General features: G+C 58.1%; 18 protein-coding genes. 8 read left to right on the forward strand and 10 right to left on the reverse strand.

Features of this window, described 5'->3' with window-relative positions; all coding sequences use genetic code 11:
• Nucleotides 1–26: 26 nt before the first annotated feature.
• Nucleotides 27–878, reverse strand: a complete 852-nt coding sequence (locus tag ACP6KB_RS06085; protein ID WP_442112511.1) for an MIP/aquaporin family protein — start codon at nucleotides 876–878, stop codon at nucleotides 27–29.
• Between the two features lie 328 nt (nucleotides 879–1,206).
• On the opposite strand from ACP6KB_RS06085, the gene ybaK reads away from it, so the two are divergent.
• Nucleotides 1,207–1,677: a Cys-tRNA(Pro) deacylase gene (ybaK, locus tag ACP6KB_RS06090; RefSeq protein WP_442112512.1), complete on the forward strand. Its 471-nt coding sequence runs from the start codon at nucleotides 1,207–1,209 to the stop codon at nucleotides 1,675–1,677.
• 93 nt (nucleotides 1,678–1,770) lie between these two features.
• Nucleotides 1,771–2,550 carry a PhzF family phenazine biosynthesis protein gene (locus tag ACP6KB_RS06095; RefSeq protein ID WP_442112514.1) on the forward strand — a complete coding sequence of 260 codons (780 nt, stop codon included), beginning with the start codon at nucleotides 1,771–1,773 and terminating at the stop codon, nucleotides 2,548–2,550.
• A gap of 60 nt (nucleotides 2,551–2,610) precedes the next feature.
• On the opposite strand, the gene ACP6KB_RS06100 is transcribed toward ACP6KB_RS06095, so the two are convergent.
• Nucleotides 2,611–3,720 carry an ABC transporter ATP-binding protein gene (locus tag ACP6KB_RS06100; protein WP_442112515.1) on the reverse strand — a complete coding sequence of 370 codons (1,110 nt, stop codon included), beginning with the start codon at nucleotides 3,718–3,720 and terminating at the stop codon, nucleotides 2,611–2,613.
• The gene (gene argF, locus ACP6KB_RS06105; protein WP_442112516.1) at nucleotides 3,717–4,637 is read right to left on the reverse strand and encodes an ornithine carbamoyltransferase; all 921 of its coding nucleotides are present in this window, start codon (nucleotides 4,635–4,637) and stop codon (nucleotides 3,717–3,719) included. Before argF ends, ACP6KB_RS06100 begins: the two co-directional genes overlap by 4 nt.
• Nucleotides 4,638–5,003: 366 nt before the next feature.
• Here argF and ACP6KB_RS06110 point away from each other — a divergent pair, with 366 nt between their 5' ends.
• Nucleotides 5,004–7,112 (forward strand): molybdopterin oxidoreductase family protein, encoded by a 2,109-nt coding sequence (locus ACP6KB_RS06110; RefSeq protein WP_442112518.1) that lies wholly within the window; start codon nucleotides 5,004–5,006, stop codon nucleotides 7,110–7,112.
• 92 nt (nucleotides 7,113–7,204) lie between these two features.
• Nucleotides 7,205–7,540 (forward strand): Grx4 family monothiol glutaredoxin, encoded by a 336-nt coding sequence (gene grxD, locus ACP6KB_RS06115; RefSeq protein ID WP_028943477.1) that lies wholly within the window; start codon nucleotides 7,205–7,207, stop codon nucleotides 7,538–7,540.
• 123 nt (nucleotides 7,541–7,663) lie between these two features.
• On the opposite strand, the gene bfr is transcribed toward grxD, so the two are convergent.
• Nucleotides 7,664–8,134, reverse strand: coding sequence for a bacterioferritin (gene bfr / locus ACP6KB_RS06120; protein WP_400171961.1), 471 nt, complete (start codon nucleotides 8,132–8,134; stop codon nucleotides 7,664–7,666).
• A gap of 199 nt (nucleotides 8,135–8,333) precedes the next feature.
• A complete protein-coding gene (locus ACP6KB_RS06125; protein ID WP_010221037.1) occupies nucleotides 8,334–8,552 on the reverse strand; it encodes a bacterioferritin-associated ferredoxin in 219 nt (72 codons plus the stop codon).
• A 235-nt stretch (nucleotides 8,553–8,787) separates the two neighbouring features.
• Here ACP6KB_RS06125 and ACP6KB_RS06130 point away from each other — a divergent pair, with 235 nt between their 5' ends.
• Entirely contained in the window at nucleotides 8,788–9,390 is a 603-nt protein-coding gene (locus ACP6KB_RS06130; protein ID WP_038607775.1) for a peroxiredoxin, read from the forward strand.
• A gap of 162 nt (nucleotides 9,391–9,552) precedes the next feature.
• Here ACP6KB_RS06130 and rnt read toward each other — a convergent pair whose 3' ends face one another.
• Both rnt and pyrC read right to left on the reverse strand, forming a co-directional pair.
• The gene (gene rnt / locus ACP6KB_RS06135) at nucleotides 9,553–10,221 is read right to left on the reverse strand and encodes a ribonuclease T (protein WP_274295447.1); all 669 of its coding nucleotides are present in this window, start codon (nucleotides 10,219–10,221) and stop codon (nucleotides 9,553–9,555) included.
• Nucleotides 10,218–11,264, reverse strand: coding sequence for a dihydroorotase (gene pyrC / locus ACP6KB_RS06140; protein WP_442112519.1), 1,047 nt, complete (start codon nucleotides 11,262–11,264; stop codon nucleotides 10,218–10,220). The genes rnt and pyrC overlap by 4 nt, the downstream gene beginning before the upstream one ends.
• A gap of 130 nt (nucleotides 11,265–11,394) precedes the next feature.
• On the opposite strand from pyrC, the gene ACP6KB_RS06145 reads away from it, so the two are divergent.
• Both ACP6KB_RS06145 and ACP6KB_RS06150 read left to right on the forward strand, forming a co-directional pair.
• Nucleotides 11,395–12,336 (forward strand): flagellar protein MotY, encoded by a 942-nt coding sequence (locus tag ACP6KB_RS06145; protein WP_442112521.1) that lies wholly within the window; start codon nucleotides 11,395–11,397, stop codon nucleotides 12,334–12,336.
• A 129-nt stretch (nucleotides 12,337–12,465) separates the two neighbouring features.
• A complete protein-coding gene (locus ACP6KB_RS06150; RefSeq protein WP_442112523.1) occupies nucleotides 12,466–13,683 on the forward strand; it encodes an argininosuccinate synthase in 1,218 nt (405 codons plus the stop codon).
• A 43-nt stretch (nucleotides 13,684–13,726) separates the two neighbouring features.
• On the opposite strand, the gene ACP6KB_RS06155 is transcribed toward ACP6KB_RS06150, so the two are convergent.
• Nucleotides 13,727–14,287 carry a hypothetical protein gene (locus tag ACP6KB_RS06155; RefSeq protein WP_442112525.1) on the reverse strand — a complete coding sequence of 187 codons (561 nt, stop codon included), beginning with the start codon at nucleotides 14,285–14,287 and terminating at the stop codon, nucleotides 13,727–13,729.
• A 427-nt stretch (nucleotides 14,288–14,714) separates the two neighbouring features.
• Between ACP6KB_RS06155 and ACP6KB_RS06160 the strand changes: the two genes are divergently transcribed.
• Nucleotides 14,715–15,341, forward strand: a complete 627-nt coding sequence (locus ACP6KB_RS06160) for a response regulator (RefSeq protein WP_442112527.1) — start codon at nucleotides 14,715–14,717, stop codon at nucleotides 15,339–15,341.
• Nucleotides 15,342–15,402: 61 nt separating this feature from the next.
• Here the strand turns inward: ACP6KB_RS06160 and ACP6KB_RS06165 are convergent, their stop codons facing one another.
• On the reverse strand, nucleotides 15,403–15,582 hold the full coding sequence (locus ACP6KB_RS06165; protein ID WP_442112529.1) for a PA3496 family putative envelope integrity protein: 180 nt from the start codon (nucleotides 15,580–15,582) through the stop codon (nucleotides 15,403–15,405).
• 104 nt (nucleotides 15,583–15,686) lie between these two features.
• Nucleotides 15,687–16,325 carry an endonuclease III gene (nth, locus tag ACP6KB_RS06170; protein ID WP_442112531.1) on the reverse strand — a complete coding sequence of 213 codons (639 nt, stop codon included), beginning with the start codon at nucleotides 16,323–16,325 and terminating at the stop codon, nucleotides 15,687–15,689.
• Nucleotide 16,326: the final 1 nt, after the last annotated feature.

The following is a 16,326-nucleotide window of genomic DNA, read 5'->3' on the forward strand; positions in this document are numbered from 1 at the left end:
GGCGAGCGTGGCTCGCCAAACAGGCATCAGGATGCCTGGGTCTTGCCCTGAGGATTGGCATCGATCTGGGCGTTTTCGCACTCGGCAACCGGCAGGTTGCGGGCAATCACACCGCGATACAGGGCGGCACCAAGGCTCGCCCCTATGATCGGCGCAAAAATCGGAATCAGGAAATAGGGAATATCACGGCCGCCAGTAAAGGCGATTTCGCCCCAGCCGGCGAGGAACGCCATCAGTTTCGGCCCAAAGTCTCGCGCCGGGTTCATCGCAAAGCCGGTCAGCGGGCCCATGGCGCTGCCAATCACGGCGATCAGCAGGCCGATCAGCAGTGGCGCCATAGCGCCGCGCGGCAGGCCGTTGTTGTCGTCGGTCAGGGCCATGATCACCGCCATCAATACGGCGGTGATGATCACCTCGACCAGAAACGCCTGGCCAGTGGACAGCGCCGGGTGCGGGTAAGTGGAGAACACCGATGCCAGCTCAAGGCTGGCCTGGCTGCCGCGAACCATGGCATGTGCTTGTTCGTAATCGAAGAACAGGTTGCTGTACAGCGTATAAACCAACGCGGCACCACAGAATGCCCCGGCAATCTGGGCGACGATGTAAAACGGTAGTTTGCGCTTTTCAAAACCGGCGAACAGCCACAGGGCGATGCTCACAGCCGGGTTCAGATGCGCGCCGGACACCCCGGCGGTCAAGTAAATCGCCATGCTTACGCCGACACCCCAGATGATGCTGATTTCCCACAGACCGAAGCTGGCACCCGCAACTTTGAGCGCGGCCACGCAGCCGGTACCGAAGAATATCAACAGGGCGGTGCCGAGAAACTCGGCCATGCATTGGCTGGATAAGGTTGGTTGTCGTAGAGCTGTCGTCATTCGTTACCTCGGTTTTTGTTGTTGTGAGGCGCAGTGAGCGCTCGACAAAAGCCCGACAGAAATCCCCATTTCGGTCGGGCGGGCGGCAAAAATGCACCTAAAAGGGGCATTGGCGGTATTCAGATTCGAAAAAATATAGACAAGAAACGCTTATGTCAAAGGTCGAAAGTGAACGATTGGCCACATTCTGACTATTGGCCGGGCCAATGGTAATCCGTAGACGCAAACGGTTGCGTGTAATGCCGTGTCGCGCATCGGTGGTTGGGGTGATGGATTTGCCCTACAGTAGCGAGCGAAAACGTGTTGATCCTCTTACATGGAGTCCTGCATGACGCCCGCCCTGGATTTGTTGAAAAAAGTTCGTGCTGAACATCGCATCCACAGTTACGAGCACGACCCCAAGGCGGCGTCGTATGGCTTGGAAGCAGCTGAAAAGCTCGATCTTGAGCCGGTGCGAGTGTTCAAGACGCTGCTGGCCAGCAGCGAGAAGGGCGAGTTGCTGGTAGCGGTGGTGCCGGTGATCGGCAGCCTCGATCTGAAGGGCCTTGCCCACGCCGCGGGTGTGAAGAAATGTGAGATGGCAGACCCCGCCGCCGCCCAGCGTTCAACCGGTTATTTGCTGGGTGGCATCAGCCCACTGGGACAGAAGAAGCGTTTGCGCACTTTTATTGATCAGTCCGCCCAAACTTTTGAAACCATTTTTGTCAGCGCCGGCCGTCGCGGACTGGAAGTGGAGTTGGCGGCTGCGGTGCTGGCCGAACACACTAAGGCCACCTTCGCCGCGATTGCCCGCGACTGAAATCTGTATGCCCAAAATCCTGCGCCTCTGTCTCTGTTAGCGCCTGCCCGGTAACGGGCATGCTCTGGGTCCAACAACACAGAGAGTCGTCGCATGCAGCTGGAATTTCATCAGGTTGACGCGTTCAGTGAACGCCCCTTCGCCGGTAACCCGGCCATGGTCTATCGCCTTGATCAGTGGCTCAGTGACGCGTTGATGCAGCAGATCGCCGCTGAGCACAACCTGGCCGAAACCGCTTTTGTCGTACCTGACGGCGAGCAATGGCACATACGCTGGTTCACCCCGACCACTGAAGTGCCCTTGTGTGGCCATGCGACGTTGGCCAGTGCGCATGTGTTGTTTGAGGTCTACAAGGTGCCTGGTGAGCGATTGGCGTTCCAGAGCATGTCTGGGCCGTTGAGTGTCAGCCGTGAAGGCGGGCGCCTGCTGCTGGACTTCCCGCGTATCGATCCGCAGCCGATTCACGAGCCGTTGCCGGTAGCGCAAGCCTTGGGTTGTCCGGTAGTCGAGGTGCTGCAGACCAAGGAATTGCTAGTGGTGCTGGAGTCGGAGCAGGCGGTACGTGATTGTGTGCCGGACATGGCGGCAGTCGCGAAGTTGCCTGGCTTGGGTGTGATCGTTACCGCGCGCGGCGAAAGCCACGACTTTGTATCGCGCTACTTTGCGCCGGGGATTGGCATTCCTGAAGACCCGGTGACCGGATCGACTCACTGCTGCCTGATTCCCTATTGGGCTGAGCGCCTGGGGAAAACCGAACTTGTTGCCTTTCAGCGTTCGAGTCGGGGTGGTGAGCTGTATTGCCGCCTGGAGGGGCAGCGGGTGAGGATCGGTGGTTATGCCCGGCGTGTGGCGAGCGGTTCGTTGTATCTGTGAATCATCGCGGAGCAAGCCCGCTCCTACGGTAGGAGCGGGCTTGCTCCGCGATCACTGCAATCACACCGCCGAGCTGTACCGGCGAACACCGTTCTCCGGCACTGGCAACTGCGCCGCGACGCTGCCCGGCACGGCAAACAGCACCAGATGATCGGCGGCCACTTCAATCCCGACTTCAGTTCCGACCTGATGGTCGATATGGCTTGGGAAAATCGCCTCAAGCTGGCTGCCGGTTGGCAGTTGCAGACGATACAGGGTCGATGCACCGAGGAAGCTCTTGCCGGTGATCTGCGCTTTGAGCGCACTGTGCGGTGCGTGAATGATGTCATCCGGACGCAATAGCACATCGACCGCACTGCCTGGGGTAAAGGTGTAGGCACGGTTGCCACGCAGTTCGCCCAGTTCGGTCTGCACCGATTCCGGACTGGTCAGCTGGCCGCGAATGAAATAACCCTGGCCAATAAAGCTGGCGACGAACGGGGTAAGCGGCTCGTGATAGAGGTTATACGGGGTATCCCACTGCTCCAGACGGCCTTCCTTGAACACCCCGACATGATCGCTGACGGCGAACGCTTCTTCCTGGTCGTGGGTGACCAGAATAGCACTGGTGCCCCGGCTCTTGAGGATGTCGCGCACCTCATGGCTGAGACGGCGGCGCAGTTCCACATCGAGGTTGGAGAACGGTTCGTCGAGCAACAGTAGCTGCGGCTCGGGTGCCAGCGCGCGGGCCAGGGCCACGCGTTGTTGCTGGCCGCCAGAGAGCTCATGCGGGTAGCGCTTGCCAAGCCCGCCAAGCTTCACCAGCTCAAGCATCTCGGTCACAACCTGTTGCTGCTGTGGATGCTTGCCGATACCGAAGGCAATGTTTTCGGCGACCGTCAGGTGCGGAAACAGGGCATAGTCCTGAAACACCATGCCGATCCTGCGCTTCTCCGGGGCCAGGGTAAAACCGGCCTTGGAGATGACGTCGCCCGCCAGCTGAATCTCGCCTTCGTGCACCGGCTCAAAGCCGGCGATGGCGCGCAGGGTGGTGGTTTTGCCACAACCCGACGAGCCCAGCAGGCAGCCGATGTCACCCGCGTTGAGGTGCAGGTTGAGGTTCTGGACGATGCGTTGCTCGCCATAGCCGCAGGCGAGGTTGCGCAGGTTAAGCAGTAAAGGTTGACTCATGCGTGGTGGTAGGCCGGTTCTACAAGGTATTCGAGAAGCGCCTTCTGTGCATGCAGCCGGTTTTCGGCCTGATCCCAGGCGACCGAACGCGGGTCGTCGAGCAGGTCCAGGCTGATCTCCTCGCCACGGTGGGCGGGCAGGCAGTGCATGAACAGGGCATCGGGTGCTGCCAGGTCGAGCAGTTCGCGGGTTACCTGATAAGGCGCGAACAACTCCAGACGCCGTGCAGTTTCCTCCTCCTGACCCATGGAAGTCCAGACATCGGTGCTCACCAGGTGTGCGCCCTGCACTGCATCCTTGGGTTCACGGAAGATCTGTACGCGGTCACCGGCGTTGGCCAGGAACTTTGGATCGGGCGCAAATTCGGCCGGGCAGGCGATGCGCAGCTGGAAGTCGAACTGGATCGCCGCTTCTATATAGCTGTTGCACATGTTGTTGCCATCGCCGATCCAGGCCACGGTTTTGCCCTGGATCGAACCGCGATGCTCAAGGAAAGTTTGCATGTCGGCGAGCAACTGGCACGGGTGCAGGTCGTCCGACAGGCCGTTGATCACCGGCACGCGGGAGTTGGCGGCGAACTCGGTCAGGGTGCTGTGGGCGAAGGTACGGATCATCACCGCATCGAGCATGCGCGACATGACGATGGCGCAGTCGCCAATCGGCTCGCCACGCCCCAGTTGGGTGTCGCGCGGGGACAGGAAAATCGCCTGGCCGCCGAGCTGGATCATGCCCGCCTCGAACGACAGCCGGGTACGTGTCGAGGATTTTTCGAAGATCATCCCCAGTACGCGGTTCTTCAAGGGTTCGAACAGTACGCCGCGGTTACGCAGGTCCTTCAGCTCGATGCCTCGACGGATCACACTGAGCAGTTCGTCGGGTGTGAAATCCATCAGGGAGAGAAAGTGCCTAGCGCTCATGTTTGACTACCTTTTTGCAACAGACCGCAGATCAACAATGCCGGTTTTCAGAAACAACGGAAGTGACCTGCGGCGAAAGCCGCACGGGGCGACGAAATAAGGGAAGACGCAATACTATAATTAAATGTCGCGTCATACCAAGAGGGGCGTTCACTGACTGCAGGGCGGGCAGTGTCGTAACTCATTGGTTGGCTGATTTTTTTGTTCGCTACACAGGGGTTTTACACTGCCCGCTCAGGCCTTGGCAAACACTCGCGCGTATCGCTGCGCCTGATGCCACTAGATTCACCGGGTAAAACTCGCTGGTGGTCATGCTCGCGCAAGCCCATAGTCGGCTGCATCAGCAGACACCCGCAAGAGGTGGCCATGAACAAGACCTTGCATCACCGCGCCTGTCATCTGTGCGAAGCCATCTGTGGCTTGAACATTGAAATTACCCACGAACCCGGCGTGGCGCCGACGATCAGCTCGATCAAGGGCGACCCGCAGGACAGCTTCAGCCGCGGCCACATTTGCCCCAAGGCCGTGGCCCTGCAGGATATCCAGAATGATCCAGACCGCTTGCGTGCGCCGCACAAGCGCGTAGGTGAAGATTGGCATGCCATCAGTTGGGAAGAAGCCTTCGAGCTGGCCGCGCAGAAACTCTGGGCTATCCAGCAAGCCCACGGGCAGAACGCCGTCGCGGTCTACCAGGGCAACCCCAGCGTGCATAACTATGGGTTGATGACCCACAGCAACTACTTTCTCGGCCTGCTCAAAACTCGCAACCGCTTCTCTGCCACGTCGGTTGACCAACTGCCTCAGCACCTGACCAGCTATCTGATGTATGGCCACGGCTTACTGCTGCCCATCCCAGACGTCGATCACACCGATTTCATGCTGATCCTCGGTGCCAACCCGCTCGCGTCCAACGGCAGCATCATGACCGTGCCCGATGTCGAAAAGCGCCTCAAGGCGATCCAGGCCCGGGGTGGCAAGCTGGTGGTGGTCGATCCGCGGCGCAGCGAAACCGCAGCGATGGCCGACCAGCATATCTTTGTCCGCCCCGGTGGGGATGCCGCGCTGCTGTGTGGTGTGCTCAATACCTTGTTTGGCGAAGGGCTGGAGCGTGCTTCGAGCTTGCCGGTCGATGGTCTGGACGAGGTGCGTACCGCCATTGCACCGTTCAGCGCTGAATCGATGGCGCCGCTGTGCGGTGTCGATGCGTTGGTTATACGGCAATTGGCGCGCGACTTTGCAGCGGCCGACAAGGCCGTGTGCTACGGCCGTATGGGTGTTTCGACCCAGGCGTTCGGCACGCTTTGCCATTGGCTGGTGCAATTGATCAACCTGGTCAGCGGCAACCTCGATCGGGTTGGCGGCGCCTTGTGTACCGAGCCTGCAGTGGACCTGGTGGCGAGCACTGCGGGTGGCCATTTCAATGCCTGGCAAAGCCGTGTCTCTGGCTTGCCGGAGTACGGCGGAGAGCTACCGGTGGTGGCGCTGGCCGAAGAAATGCTCTGTGAGGGGGAGGGGCAGGTGCGCGCGCTGGTGACCGTGGCCGGTAACCCGGTGCTGTCCACGCCCAACGGGCGGCAGCTGGAACGGGCGCTGGCAGGGCTTGAGTTCATGCTCAGCATCGATCTGTACATCAACGAGACCACGCGTTATGCCGACCTGATCCTGCCGTCCACTTCCGCATTGGAGAACGATCACTACGACACCACCTTCAACCTGCTTGCGGTACGCAATGTCAGTCGTTTCAACCGGGCGATTTTGCCCAAACCGCAAGGTGCATTGCACGATTGGGAAATTTTCGTTGGCTTGGCTCAAGCCTTTGCCAGGCTTGCTGACAAACCCTTGAAGCCGACGTTGCCACCGGCGCAGCTCATTGATCTTGGCCTGCGCCAAGGGCGCTACGGCGAGCAGTCGCCCTTCAACTTGTCGATAGAGACGTTGGCGCAGTACCCGCACGGCATTGACCTGGGGCCGTTGCAGCCTAACCTGACAGCGCGGCTGAAGACGGACAATCAACGTATCCAGACGGCACCGGCGCAGATTCTTGACGATCTGCAACGATTTGCTGCCCAGCCTGCTGCCGGGCCTGAGCAATTGCTGCTGATTGGTCGTCGCCATGTCCGCAGCAACAACTCCTGGATGCACAACTTCCACCGCCTGGTGAAGGGCAAGCCGCGGCATCAGTTGCTGATGCACCCGGACGACCTGAAAGGCCGGCAGTTGCACGACGGGCAGCGCGTCAAGGTCAGCTCGCGGGTGGGTAGCATCGAGGTGGAAGTGCAGGCCTGCAGTGACATGATGCCGGGAGTGGTCAGCCTGCCGCATGGCTTTGGTCATGCCCGGCCGGGTGTGCAGATGGAGATTGCGTGCAATCAGCCCGGTGCCAGCGCCAATGACTTGACCGATGAACACCACCGGGATGCGGTGTCGGGCAATGCTGCGCTCAATGGCGTGCCGGTGCAGGTGGTTGCCGCCTGATATCGGCAAGGCCGAGCACCGCGCTCGGCTTTCCGATACAATGCGTCACCGTGCCGACAACCAGGTCGGAAAGTTCAGCCGCGAGGTGCTTCATGGATATCATCGAAACAATCAAAGAGCAGATTGCCAACAACACCATTCTGCTTTACATGAAAGGCTCGCCGAATGCCCCGCAGTGCGGTTTTTCGGCCAAGGCGGCGCAAGCCGTAATGGGTTGTGGCGAGAAATTCGCTTACGTGGATATCCTGCAAAACCCGGAAATCCGTGCCAACCTGCCAAAGTACGCCAACTGGCCGACCTTCCCGCAACTGTGGGTAGCCGGTGAGCTGGTTGGCGGTTCCGACATCATGGCTGAAATGTTTGCCAACGGCGAACTGCAGACCCTGATCAAGGAAGCGGCTGCCAAGGCTGAAGCAGCCAAAGCCTGATAGTAGGAGCGGGCTTGCCCCGCGATTGCGATATCACTTATAGATCGCAATCGCGGGGCAAGCCCGCTCCTACATGCACACAAAAAAAGCACCCCTTGGGGTGCTTTTTTTGTGTAAGCGAAATTACTCGCCCATCTGCGACTGCAGGTAGTTTTCCAGACCGACTTTGTCGATCAGACTCAGCTGGGTTTCCAGCCAGTCGATGTGCTCTTCCTCGGACTCGAGGATGTCTTCCAGCAGCTCACGGCTACCGAAGTCGCCAACGGTTTCACAGTGGGCGATAGCAGCCTTGAGGTCGACCAGGCCTTTTTGCTCGATCTTCAGGTCGCATTCGAGCATTTCCTTGGTGTGCTCGCCGATCAGCAGCTTGCCCAGGTCCTGAACGTTAGGGATGCCTTCGAGAAACAGAATACGCTTGATCAGTTTGTCAGCGTGTTTCATCTCATCGATGGATTCCTTGTACTCGTGCTTGCCGAGCTTATCCAGGCCCCAGTCTTCGTACATGCGCGCATGCAGGAAGTATTGGTTGATTGCGACCAGCTCGTTTCCGAGGATCTTGTTGAGATGCTGGATGACGCTAACGTCGCCTTTCATGATGGGGTCCTGCCCTGTAAGTGTGCCTATACACCAGAGTTTGAGCCCGGTAACTTAGGCTGTCAAACCTAAGTTATTGAATAATAAGTAAAAATTAATCGGAATAAGAATGTTTGTGTTCCGCGTTTTAAGCCTAAGTTATTGAATTACCGGCATAAAAAAACCGGACACGAGGTCCGGTTCTTGGAATTGGCTGTTTTTACGCTGCAGTAAATTCTACAGGGTAGGGCAAGGCGGCCTGGCTTACCTGCAGTTCGGTCAGGGTTTCACGCACAACCTGTTTGGCCAGGCAGGCACATTTGCCACACTGGCTCGCCACATTGGTGGCGCTTCTGACTTCCTTGTAGCTGCAGCATCCTTCATAGATCGCATCGCGGATCTGTCCGTCGGTTACACCAACACAAAGACACACATACATAGGGCAGGCCATCGCTGGTAAAGGCTCAATGCGAAGAAGCTTAATGTTAATGAGAATGCTTGTCAAAGCACTTTCTCCCAAGCCTTGTGCCAGAGCGACCGGCGGCAGTTTTGCAAACATCCGACCCCTGAAATTCGGCGCGCAGCGTCAGGCGGTGTATCATGGCCGACCTTTGCACTGGCAGCTGGCTTATGCCAGCCTGCGCAGCGTGTTTCAAACCATCAGGAGATATCGAATGAGCGTACTCGTTGGCAAAACTGCCCCGGACTTCACCGTTCCAGCCGTACTGGGCAATGGCGAAATCGTCGACAGCTTCAACCTGGCCTCGGCCATCAAAGGCAAGTACGGCCTGGTGTTCTTCTACCCACTGGACTTCACCTTTGTCTGCCCGTCCGAGCTGATCGCTCTGGATCACCGCATGGCCGAATTCCGTGACCGCAACGTTGAAGTGATTGCTGTGTCGATCGACTCGCACTTCACCCACAACGCCTGGCGCAACACCCCGATCAATGCCGGTGGCATCGGTCAGGTGCAGTACATCATGGCTGCCGACATGAAGCACGAAATCGCCAAAGCCTACGACGTTGAGTCCGAAGGTGGCGTGGCTTTCCGTGGCGCGTTCCTGATCGACGACAAAGGTGTTGTACGTTCGCAGATCGTCAACGACCTGCCACTGGGCCGTAACATGGACGAGCTGCTGCGTCTGGTTGACGCCCTGCAATTCCACGAAGAGCACGGCGAAGTCTGCCCTGCCAACTGGAAAAAAGGCGACAAAGGCATGACCGCTTCGCCAGAAGGCGTTGCTGCATACCTGAGCGAGAACGCTGGCAAGCTGTAATAGCTGCAGGCATAAAAAAACCGGCCCATGTGGCCGGTTTTTTTATGCTCGCGGTGAAATGGCACCTGTAGGAGCGGGCTTGCCCCGCGATGCGATGTGGCAGATAAACCACTATCGCGGGGCAAGCCCGCTCCCACCGCAAGTCCCAGCTACAGTGCAGCTTCAGTCGTTGAAGTCTTGCCAGCCGCCCATCTCTTTCCAGCGGTTGACGATGCCGCAGAACAGCTCGGCGGTCTTCTCGGTGTCGTAGCGCGCGGAGTGCGCCTCGCGACCGTCGAAGTCGATGTCGGCGCTCTGGCAGGCACGCGCCAGGACGGTTTGCCCATAGGCAAGCCCGGCCAGGGTCGCAGTATCGAAGCTGGAGAACGGGTGGAACGGGTTACGCTTCATGTCGTGGCGCGCCACGGCGGCATTGAGGAAGCCCAGGTCGAAGCTGCTGTTGTGCCCGACCAGGATGGCTCGTTTGCAGCCATTGGCCTTCAACGCCTTGCGTACACCGCGGAAGATATCGGTCAGGGCCGACTCTTCACTGACCGCCATACGCAGCGGGTGATCCAGCTTGATCCCGGTGAACTCCAGTGCTGCCTGCTCGATGTTGGCGCCTTCGAACGGCTCGACGCGGAAGAAGTAAGTGTGTTCCGGGAACAGGAAGCCTTTTTCATCCATGCCGATGGTGACCGCTGCGATTTCCAGCAGGGCATCGGTGGCGCTGTTGAAGCCGCCGGTCTCGACATCGACTACAACCGGCAGGTAACCACGAAAACGCTCTGCCATCGGGTGGCGGGGGCCACCGCTTGGACCGTCCTGGTCGTCGTACAGATCTTCACTCACGCAGTTTCCTCCAGCAGGCGCCAGCGCAGTTGCTCACCGGCGCGCAGCGGGATAACGGTTTGCTCGCCGAACGGCAAGCTGCTTGGGGCGGTCCAGCTGTCGCGAACCAGGGTAATGGTGTCGGTGTTGCGCGCCAGGCCATAGAAGTCAGGGCCGTGTTTGCTGGCAAAGCCTTCAAGCTTGTCCAGGGCGTTGCGTTGTTCGAACGCTTCGGCGTACAGCTCGATCGCCGCGTAGGCGGTGTAGCACCCTGCACAGCCGCAGGCTGCTTCTTTGGCGTGACGGGCGTGCGGTGCCGAGTCGGTGCCGAGGAAGAACTTGCTGCTACCGCTGGTGGCGGCGTCAAGCAAGGCCACCTGGTGGGTGTTGCGCTTGAGGATCGGCAGGCAATAGAAATGCGGGCGGATACCGCCAACCAGCATGTGGTTGCGGTTGTACAGCAGGTGCTGGGCAGTGATGGTGGCGCCGACGTTGGCCGGAGCCTCATTGACGAACTGCACGGCATCGCTGGTGGTGATGTGTTCGAACACCACTTTCAGCGTTGGGAAGCGCTCGACGACACGGCGCAGATGCTCGTCGATAAACAGCTTCTCGCGGTCGAAGACGTCGATTTCGCTGCGGGTCACTTCACCGTGTACCAGCAGCGGCATGCCGACTTCGGCCATGGCTTCAAGTACTGGGAAAATGTTGTCGATGCTGGTCACGCCAGAGTCGGAGTTGGTGGTGGCGCCGGCTGGATAGAGCTTGGCGGCATGCACAAAACCGGTGGCCTTGGCCGCGTGGATTTCCTCGGGCTGAGTGCGGTCGGTGAGGTACAGCACCATCAGCGGTTCAAAGCGGCTGCCGGCCGGACGGGCGGCCAGGATGCGCTCCCGATAGGCGCCAGCTTCTTCGGCATTGCGCACGGGAGGTACCAGGTTAGGCATGATGATTGCGCGTGCAAAGGTGCGCGCAACGTCGCCAACGGTGTGGGGCAGCACAGCACCATCACGAAGGTGGATGTGCCAGTCATCGGGACGCAGGAGGGTCAGGCGGTCGGACATTGGGGATTCCAGGCGGGTCGAACTCAAGGTGAATGCTACCGGAAAAGCGGGTGCCGAGCACTCGCTATCAAGTTTTGCCGCGCCTGACCGATAGCCTGCGGGTATGCCGTAAAAATTTGTGGAGCCGCCCGTGCGCCAGCGTTATCTAGCCCTGCTCAGTGTGTTCGTTTGCCTGCCGGCGACAGCGCTCACCTTCCAGACCCGTCTGGAGAATGTTGAGTGGAAGGTCGAAGGCGATCAGTTCGAATGCCGCCTGGTCCAGCCGATTGCCGATTTTGGTACGGGTGAGTTCGTGCGTCGGGCCGGTGAGCAGGCCACCTTTCAATTGCGCTCGAGCACCAACGTGCTGGGCACCGGGGCAGCGGCGTTGCTGGCTGCGGCGGCGCCGTGGCAGCCTGGCCGTGCCGATATCAACCTGGGGTCGGTACGCATGGCGCGCAGCGGCGTACTGTTTACCAGTAGCCAAGGCCAGGCGAGTCGTCTGATCAATGGTCTGCTCGATGGCCGTAGCACCGTGGTGCGTAATTTCGCCGGTGAGGCCGGGCGTGCCATGGAAGTGCGCGTGTTGCCGGTGAAGTTCAGCCAAGCCTACGGTGACTATCAGCTGTGTGCCGCCAAGCTGCTGCCGATGAACTACGATCAGGTACGCCAGGCGCGGGTTGGCTTTCCGGGCGGTGGTATTGACCTGGACGCCAATGCCAAGGCACGCCTGGATGTGATCCTGGCGTTCCTCAAGGCCGACCCGACGGTCAACCACATCGAGGTCGATGGTCATTCCGATAACAGTGGCAATCGCCTGAGCAATCGTGACCTGTCTCGCCGGCGGGCGCTGGCGGTGATGGAGTACTTCAAAGCGCACGGTATCCCTGAAGAGCAGATCCAGGTGCGCTTCCACGGCGAGCGCTACCCACTGGCGGCCAACAACTCGGCGGCCAACCGCGCACGCAATCGTCGGGTGAACATTCAGCTCGACCGCGTGACGCCTGTGGAAACGGCGCAGGAGAAAGCACCGCAAACCCCGGCGGCGCCTGCGGCTCAGGCGGAGAATGGCAAGCCTTCAGTGAAGTCCTGACCTGCGACCGTCCGTCGCGCTATCGACAGTTCCTGTCGCTTTGTCGTCACAAGCTGTCGCCCCACTGTAATTTTTGCGGCAAGGCCGGTAGAATCGTCGGCTTTCCGTACAACCCCGTGGAGTGATGGCATGGCGGACGTAAAAAAGGTCGTACTGGCGTATTCCGGCGGCCTTGATACTTCGGTGATTCTCAAGTGGCTGCAGGATACCTACAACTGTGAAGTGGTGACGTTCACCGCTGATCTGGGGCAGGGTGAGGAAGTCGAACCGGCTCGCGCCAAGGCTCAGGCCATGGGCGTGAAAGAAATCTACATCGACGACCTGCGCGAAGAGTTCGTGCGCGACTTCGTATTCCCGATGTTCCGCGCCAACACCGTTTACGAAGGCGAGTACCTGCTGGGTACTTCCATCGCTCGTCCGCTGATCGCCAAGCGCCTGATCGAAATCGCCAATGAAACCGGCGCCGATGCCATTTCCCACGGTGCTACCGGCAAGGGCAATGACCAGGTACGTTTCGAGCTCGGCGCCTATGCGCTCAAGCCAGGCGTCAAGGTTATCGCGCCATGGCGTGAATGGGACCTGCTGTCCCGTGAAAAACTGATGGATTATGCCGAGAAGCACGGTATTCCGATCGAGCGTCACGGCAAGAAGAAGTCGCCTTATTCGATGGACGCCAACCTGCTGCACATCTCCTATGAAGGTGGCGTGCTGGAGGATACCTGGACCGAACACGAAGAAGACATGTGGAAGTGGACCAAGTCGCCAGAAGCCGCGCCAGACGTCCCGACCTACATCGAACTGACCTACCGCAATGGCGACATCGTCGCCATCGACGGCGTTGATATGACCCCGGCCACCGTGCTGGCTACCCTGAACCGCATTGGCGGTGAGAACGGTATCGGTCGTCTGGACATCGTTGAAAACCGCTATGTAGGCATGAAGTCCCGTGGCTGCTACGAAACCCCAGGCGGCACCATCATGCTGCGCGCCCACCGGGCGATCGAGTCGATCACCCTGGACCGTGAAGTCGCTCACCTGAAAGACGAGCTGATGGCCAAGTACGCCAGCCTGATCTACACCGGCTACTGGTGGAGCCCTGAGCGTCTGATGCTGCAACAGATGATCGACGCTTCCCAGGTCAACGTGAACGGTGTGGTTCGCCTGAAGCTGTACAAGGGCAACGTGATCGTCACTGGTCGCAAGTCTGACGATTCGTTGTTCGACGCCAACATCGCAACCTTCGAGGAAGATGGTGGTGCTTACAACCAGGCCGACGCGGCGGGCTTCATCAAGCTCAACGCCTTGCGTATGCGCATTGCTGCAAACAAGGGCCGTTCGCTGATCTGAACCGTGTCCTGAACAAAAAACCCCGGCTTGCCGGGGTTTTTTTTTACGGGTTTATCGACTCGGAGGCCAAGATGGTTCGCCTGCCTGTTTCCAGATTTTCAAGAATCAGTGTCTGACACAGAGGTTTGTCCTGATGCAATGCATGGATGGCAAAGTGTTCCAGTAGCTGGCTGGCGCTGTTTCCTTTAACCGAAATAATGACCGTTGCTTGTAAAGTTTGTAATGTTTTTGCACAAGATTGGTTAGGCAGTGTGTTGGGAATCACCGGTGTATTGATGACTTCTTTGTAAGTTTCTATTTGTTCGGGAAATTGAACTTCATTGTGTACAGTCTCTTCAGGCTCAATGGTGTGTGCCGGTGATGCAGGGTAGATGGCGGGGCCAGTGACGTCAGTAGCAGGCGGTGAATACAAAGATTTGTAATTAAAATTTAGCGTGAGAAAAAATAAGACTGTAAGAAAAAATGGAAAACCGACCAGGAACCACGTGTAGATATTTTGACTGTCTTCGCTTAGGAATGGTAACGAAGCCAAAGCGGAGGCTTCGATAATACCCGCGAAAATAGCAATGATGGTCAGCGGGCTTTTAGGCTCTGCATTGCTCATGGCTGTGTCCTCGCGTTTGCTGTCGCTTAGTACAGCGCAGTTAGCCAAGGAAGCAAGAACGCCTGACAGCGGGCGGGATTTCTGATTGGGGAATTTATTTCCCTGCATTACCACCCTTACGCCAGGACTGCAGGTAGATATTGAACGTAATTATAGGAAATTTCCTTCGCTCATTACCTCTTTACAAGCTGGGCATATAAAGCTGACTGGTGTTACTTTCGAATTAGAGGTTGGTTCTGGTTTGCTTGAGTTCGCCGCTAAAGTTTGGAACGGTGCGGGCTTGTGTTTTTTGTAGGAAATATCCTCTGTGTGTGTAGGTTTTATCTTTGTGTGCATTTGCTCGCGGGTACTGCAATACAATATGTCGTGTGACTAGGCTATTGTGCGGGCTCAATAAAAATCGAACAGCGAACAATTGGATCTGCCCATGAATAAAGTGCTGATCGTGGATGATCATCCGGTCATACGCCTGGCGGTACGGATGCTGATGGAGCGGCATGGCTATGAAGTCGTTGCGGAGACGGACAATGGCGTGGACGCATTACAACTGGCAAGAGAGCACATTCCGGACATTGTCATACTGGATATTGGCATTCCGAAGCTTGATGGCCTCGAGGTCATCGCCCGGCTCACGTCCACCTGTCCGGGCGCCAAGGTGCTGGTGCTGACCTCACAGGCGCCCGGGCATTTTTCGATGCGGTGCATGCAGGCAGGTGCTGCGGGGTACGTGTGTAAACAACAAGACCTTACGGAGCTGCTCAGTGCAATCAAGGCGGTGCTGTCCGGCTACAGCTACTTCCCCAACCAGGCACTGCATTCAGTGCGCACCCACATGGGCGGCGCCAGCGAGGCCGATATGGTCGAGCGCCTGTCGGGGCGAGAGATGATGGTCTTGCAGCAGCTGGCGCGAGGTAAGAGCAACAAGGAAATCGCCGACGGTATGTTTCTGAGCAACAAGACGGTCAGTACCTACAAAACCCGCCTTTTACTCAAGCTCAACGCACGCTCATTGGTTGATCTGATCGAGTTGGCGCAACGCAACGGCTTGGCCTGACCCATCAGAAACCACAAAGCCTCCGTAATGGAGGCTTTGGTCGTTGCCTTGTGCTGGCCTGTCAGAGGTCGAAGTCGTAATCGGCCAGTTGTTTTTGCAAGCGACGTTCTTCCAGCATGTTATCAATGGTGCGGCGTTTGCTCAGGTTGGTCTTCGCGGTTTCTACCGGCGGCTCCACGTCTTCTGAATCAACAGGAGAGAATTCTTCATCTACTTCCAGGTCTTCTTTAACGGTGCTCATATGTCACTCCCAGCCAAGAGGCCATTGGCGCACCTTATAGCGAGAATCCTTGAGCGGGTAAAAAAGATTTTTTCAATCGGCTGAGCCGAATATTTGCTATCGGCTCAATCGTCAGAGGTTTTCTGCTTGTATTCACACAGGTCTTCGATGCGGCAACTTCCACAACGGGGCTTGCGCGCCAGGCACACATAGCGCCCGTGCAGAATCAGCCAGTGGTGGGCATCGAGCAGGTAGGCCTTGGGCACGAACTTCATCAGTGCCTTTTCAACTTCAAGCACTGTCTTGCCAGGGGCAATCCCCGTGCGGTTGCTGACCCGGAAAATATGCGTGTCGACGGCCATTGCCAGTTGCCGGAATGCCGTGTTGAGGACAACGTTGGCGGTCTTGCGGCCCACGCCGGGCAAGGCTTCAAGTGCCTCGCGGGTTTCAGGTACCTGGCTGCCATGCTGTTCAATCAGCAAGCGGCAGGTTTCGATCACATTGCGTGCTTTGCTGTTGTACAGGCCAATGGTCTTGATGTAGTGCGACAAGCCTTCGACACCCAGGGCATAAATGGCTTCTGGGGTATTGGCAACCGGGTACAGCTTTGCTGTTGCCTTGTTGACGCTGACATCAGTGGCCTGAGCCGAGAGAATCACCGCAATCAGCAGTTCAAAAGGTGAGGAATAGGCCAGTTCAGTTTTTGGTTCGGGGTTGTCTTCGTGCAGCCTGCGAAAAATTTCCAGGCGTTTGGCAGCATTCATG

The sequence above is a fragment of the Pseudomonas sp. NUPR-001 genome (assembly GCF_052147955.1).
GTDB lineage: Bacteria > Pseudomonadota > Gammaproteobacteria > Pseudomonadales > Pseudomonadaceae > Aquipseudomonas.

Excerpts from the sequence above, each read along its gene's own strand:
- ACP6KB_RS06085 (WP_442112511.1), bottom strand. The coding sequence starts at position 878 with ATGACGACAGCTCTACGACAACCAACCTTATCCAGCCAATGCATGGCC.
- ybaK (WP_442112512.1), top strand. The coding sequence starts at position 1,207 with ATGACGCCCGCCCTGGATTTGTTGAAAAAAGTTCGTGCTGAACATCGC.
- ACP6KB_RS06095 (WP_442112514.1), top strand. The coding sequence starts at position 1,771 with ATGCAGCTGGAATTTCATCAGGTTGACGCGTTCAGTGAACGCCCCTTC.
- ACP6KB_RS06100 (WP_442112515.1), bottom strand. The coding sequence starts at position 3,720 with ATGAGTCAACCTTTACTGCTTAACCTGCGCAACCTCGCCTGCGGCTAT.
- argF (WP_442112516.1), bottom strand. The coding sequence starts at position 4,637 with ATGAGCGCTAGGCACTTTCTCTCCCTGATGGATTTCACACCCGACGAA.
- ACP6KB_RS06110 (WP_442112518.1), top strand. The coding sequence starts at position 5,004 with ATGAACAAGACCTTGCATCACCGCGCCTGTCATCTGTGCGAAGCCATC.
- grxD (WP_028943477.1), top strand. The coding sequence starts at position 7,205 with ATGGATATCATCGAAACAATCAAAGAGCAGATTGCCAACAACACCATT.
- bfr (WP_400171961.1), bottom strand. The coding sequence starts at position 8,134 with ATGAAAGGCGACGTTAGCGTCATCCAGCATCTCAACAAGATCCTCGGA.
- ACP6KB_RS06125 (WP_010221037.1), bottom strand. The coding sequence starts at position 8,552 with ATGTATGTGTGTCTTTGTGTTGGTGTAACCGACGGACAGATCCGCGAT.
- ACP6KB_RS06130 (WP_038607775.1), top strand. The coding sequence starts at position 8,788 with ATGAGCGTACTCGTTGGCAAAACTGCCCCGGACTTCACCGTTCCAGCC.
- pyrC (WP_442112519.1), bottom strand. The coding sequence starts at position 11,264 with ATGTCCGACCGCCTGACCCTCCTGCGTCCCGATGACTGGCACATCCAC.
- ACP6KB_RS06150 (WP_442112523.1), top strand. The coding sequence starts at position 12,466 with ATGGCGGACGTAAAAAAGGTCGTACTGGCGTATTCCGGCGGCCTTGAT.
- ACP6KB_RS06155 (WP_442112525.1), bottom strand. The coding sequence starts at position 14,287 with ATGAGCAATGCAGAGCCTAAAAGCCCGCTGACCATCATTGCTATTTTC.
- ACP6KB_RS06160 (WP_442112527.1), top strand. The coding sequence starts at position 14,715 with ATGAATAAAGTGCTGATCGTGGATGATCATCCGGTCATACGCCTGGCG.
- ACP6KB_RS06165 (WP_442112529.1), bottom strand. The coding sequence starts at position 15,582 with ATGAGCACCGTTAAAGAAGACCTGGAAGTAGATGAAGAATTCTCTCCT.
- nth (WP_442112531.1), bottom strand. The coding sequence starts at position 16,325 with ATGAATGCTGCCAAACGCCTGGAAATTTTTCGCAGGCTGCACGAAGAC.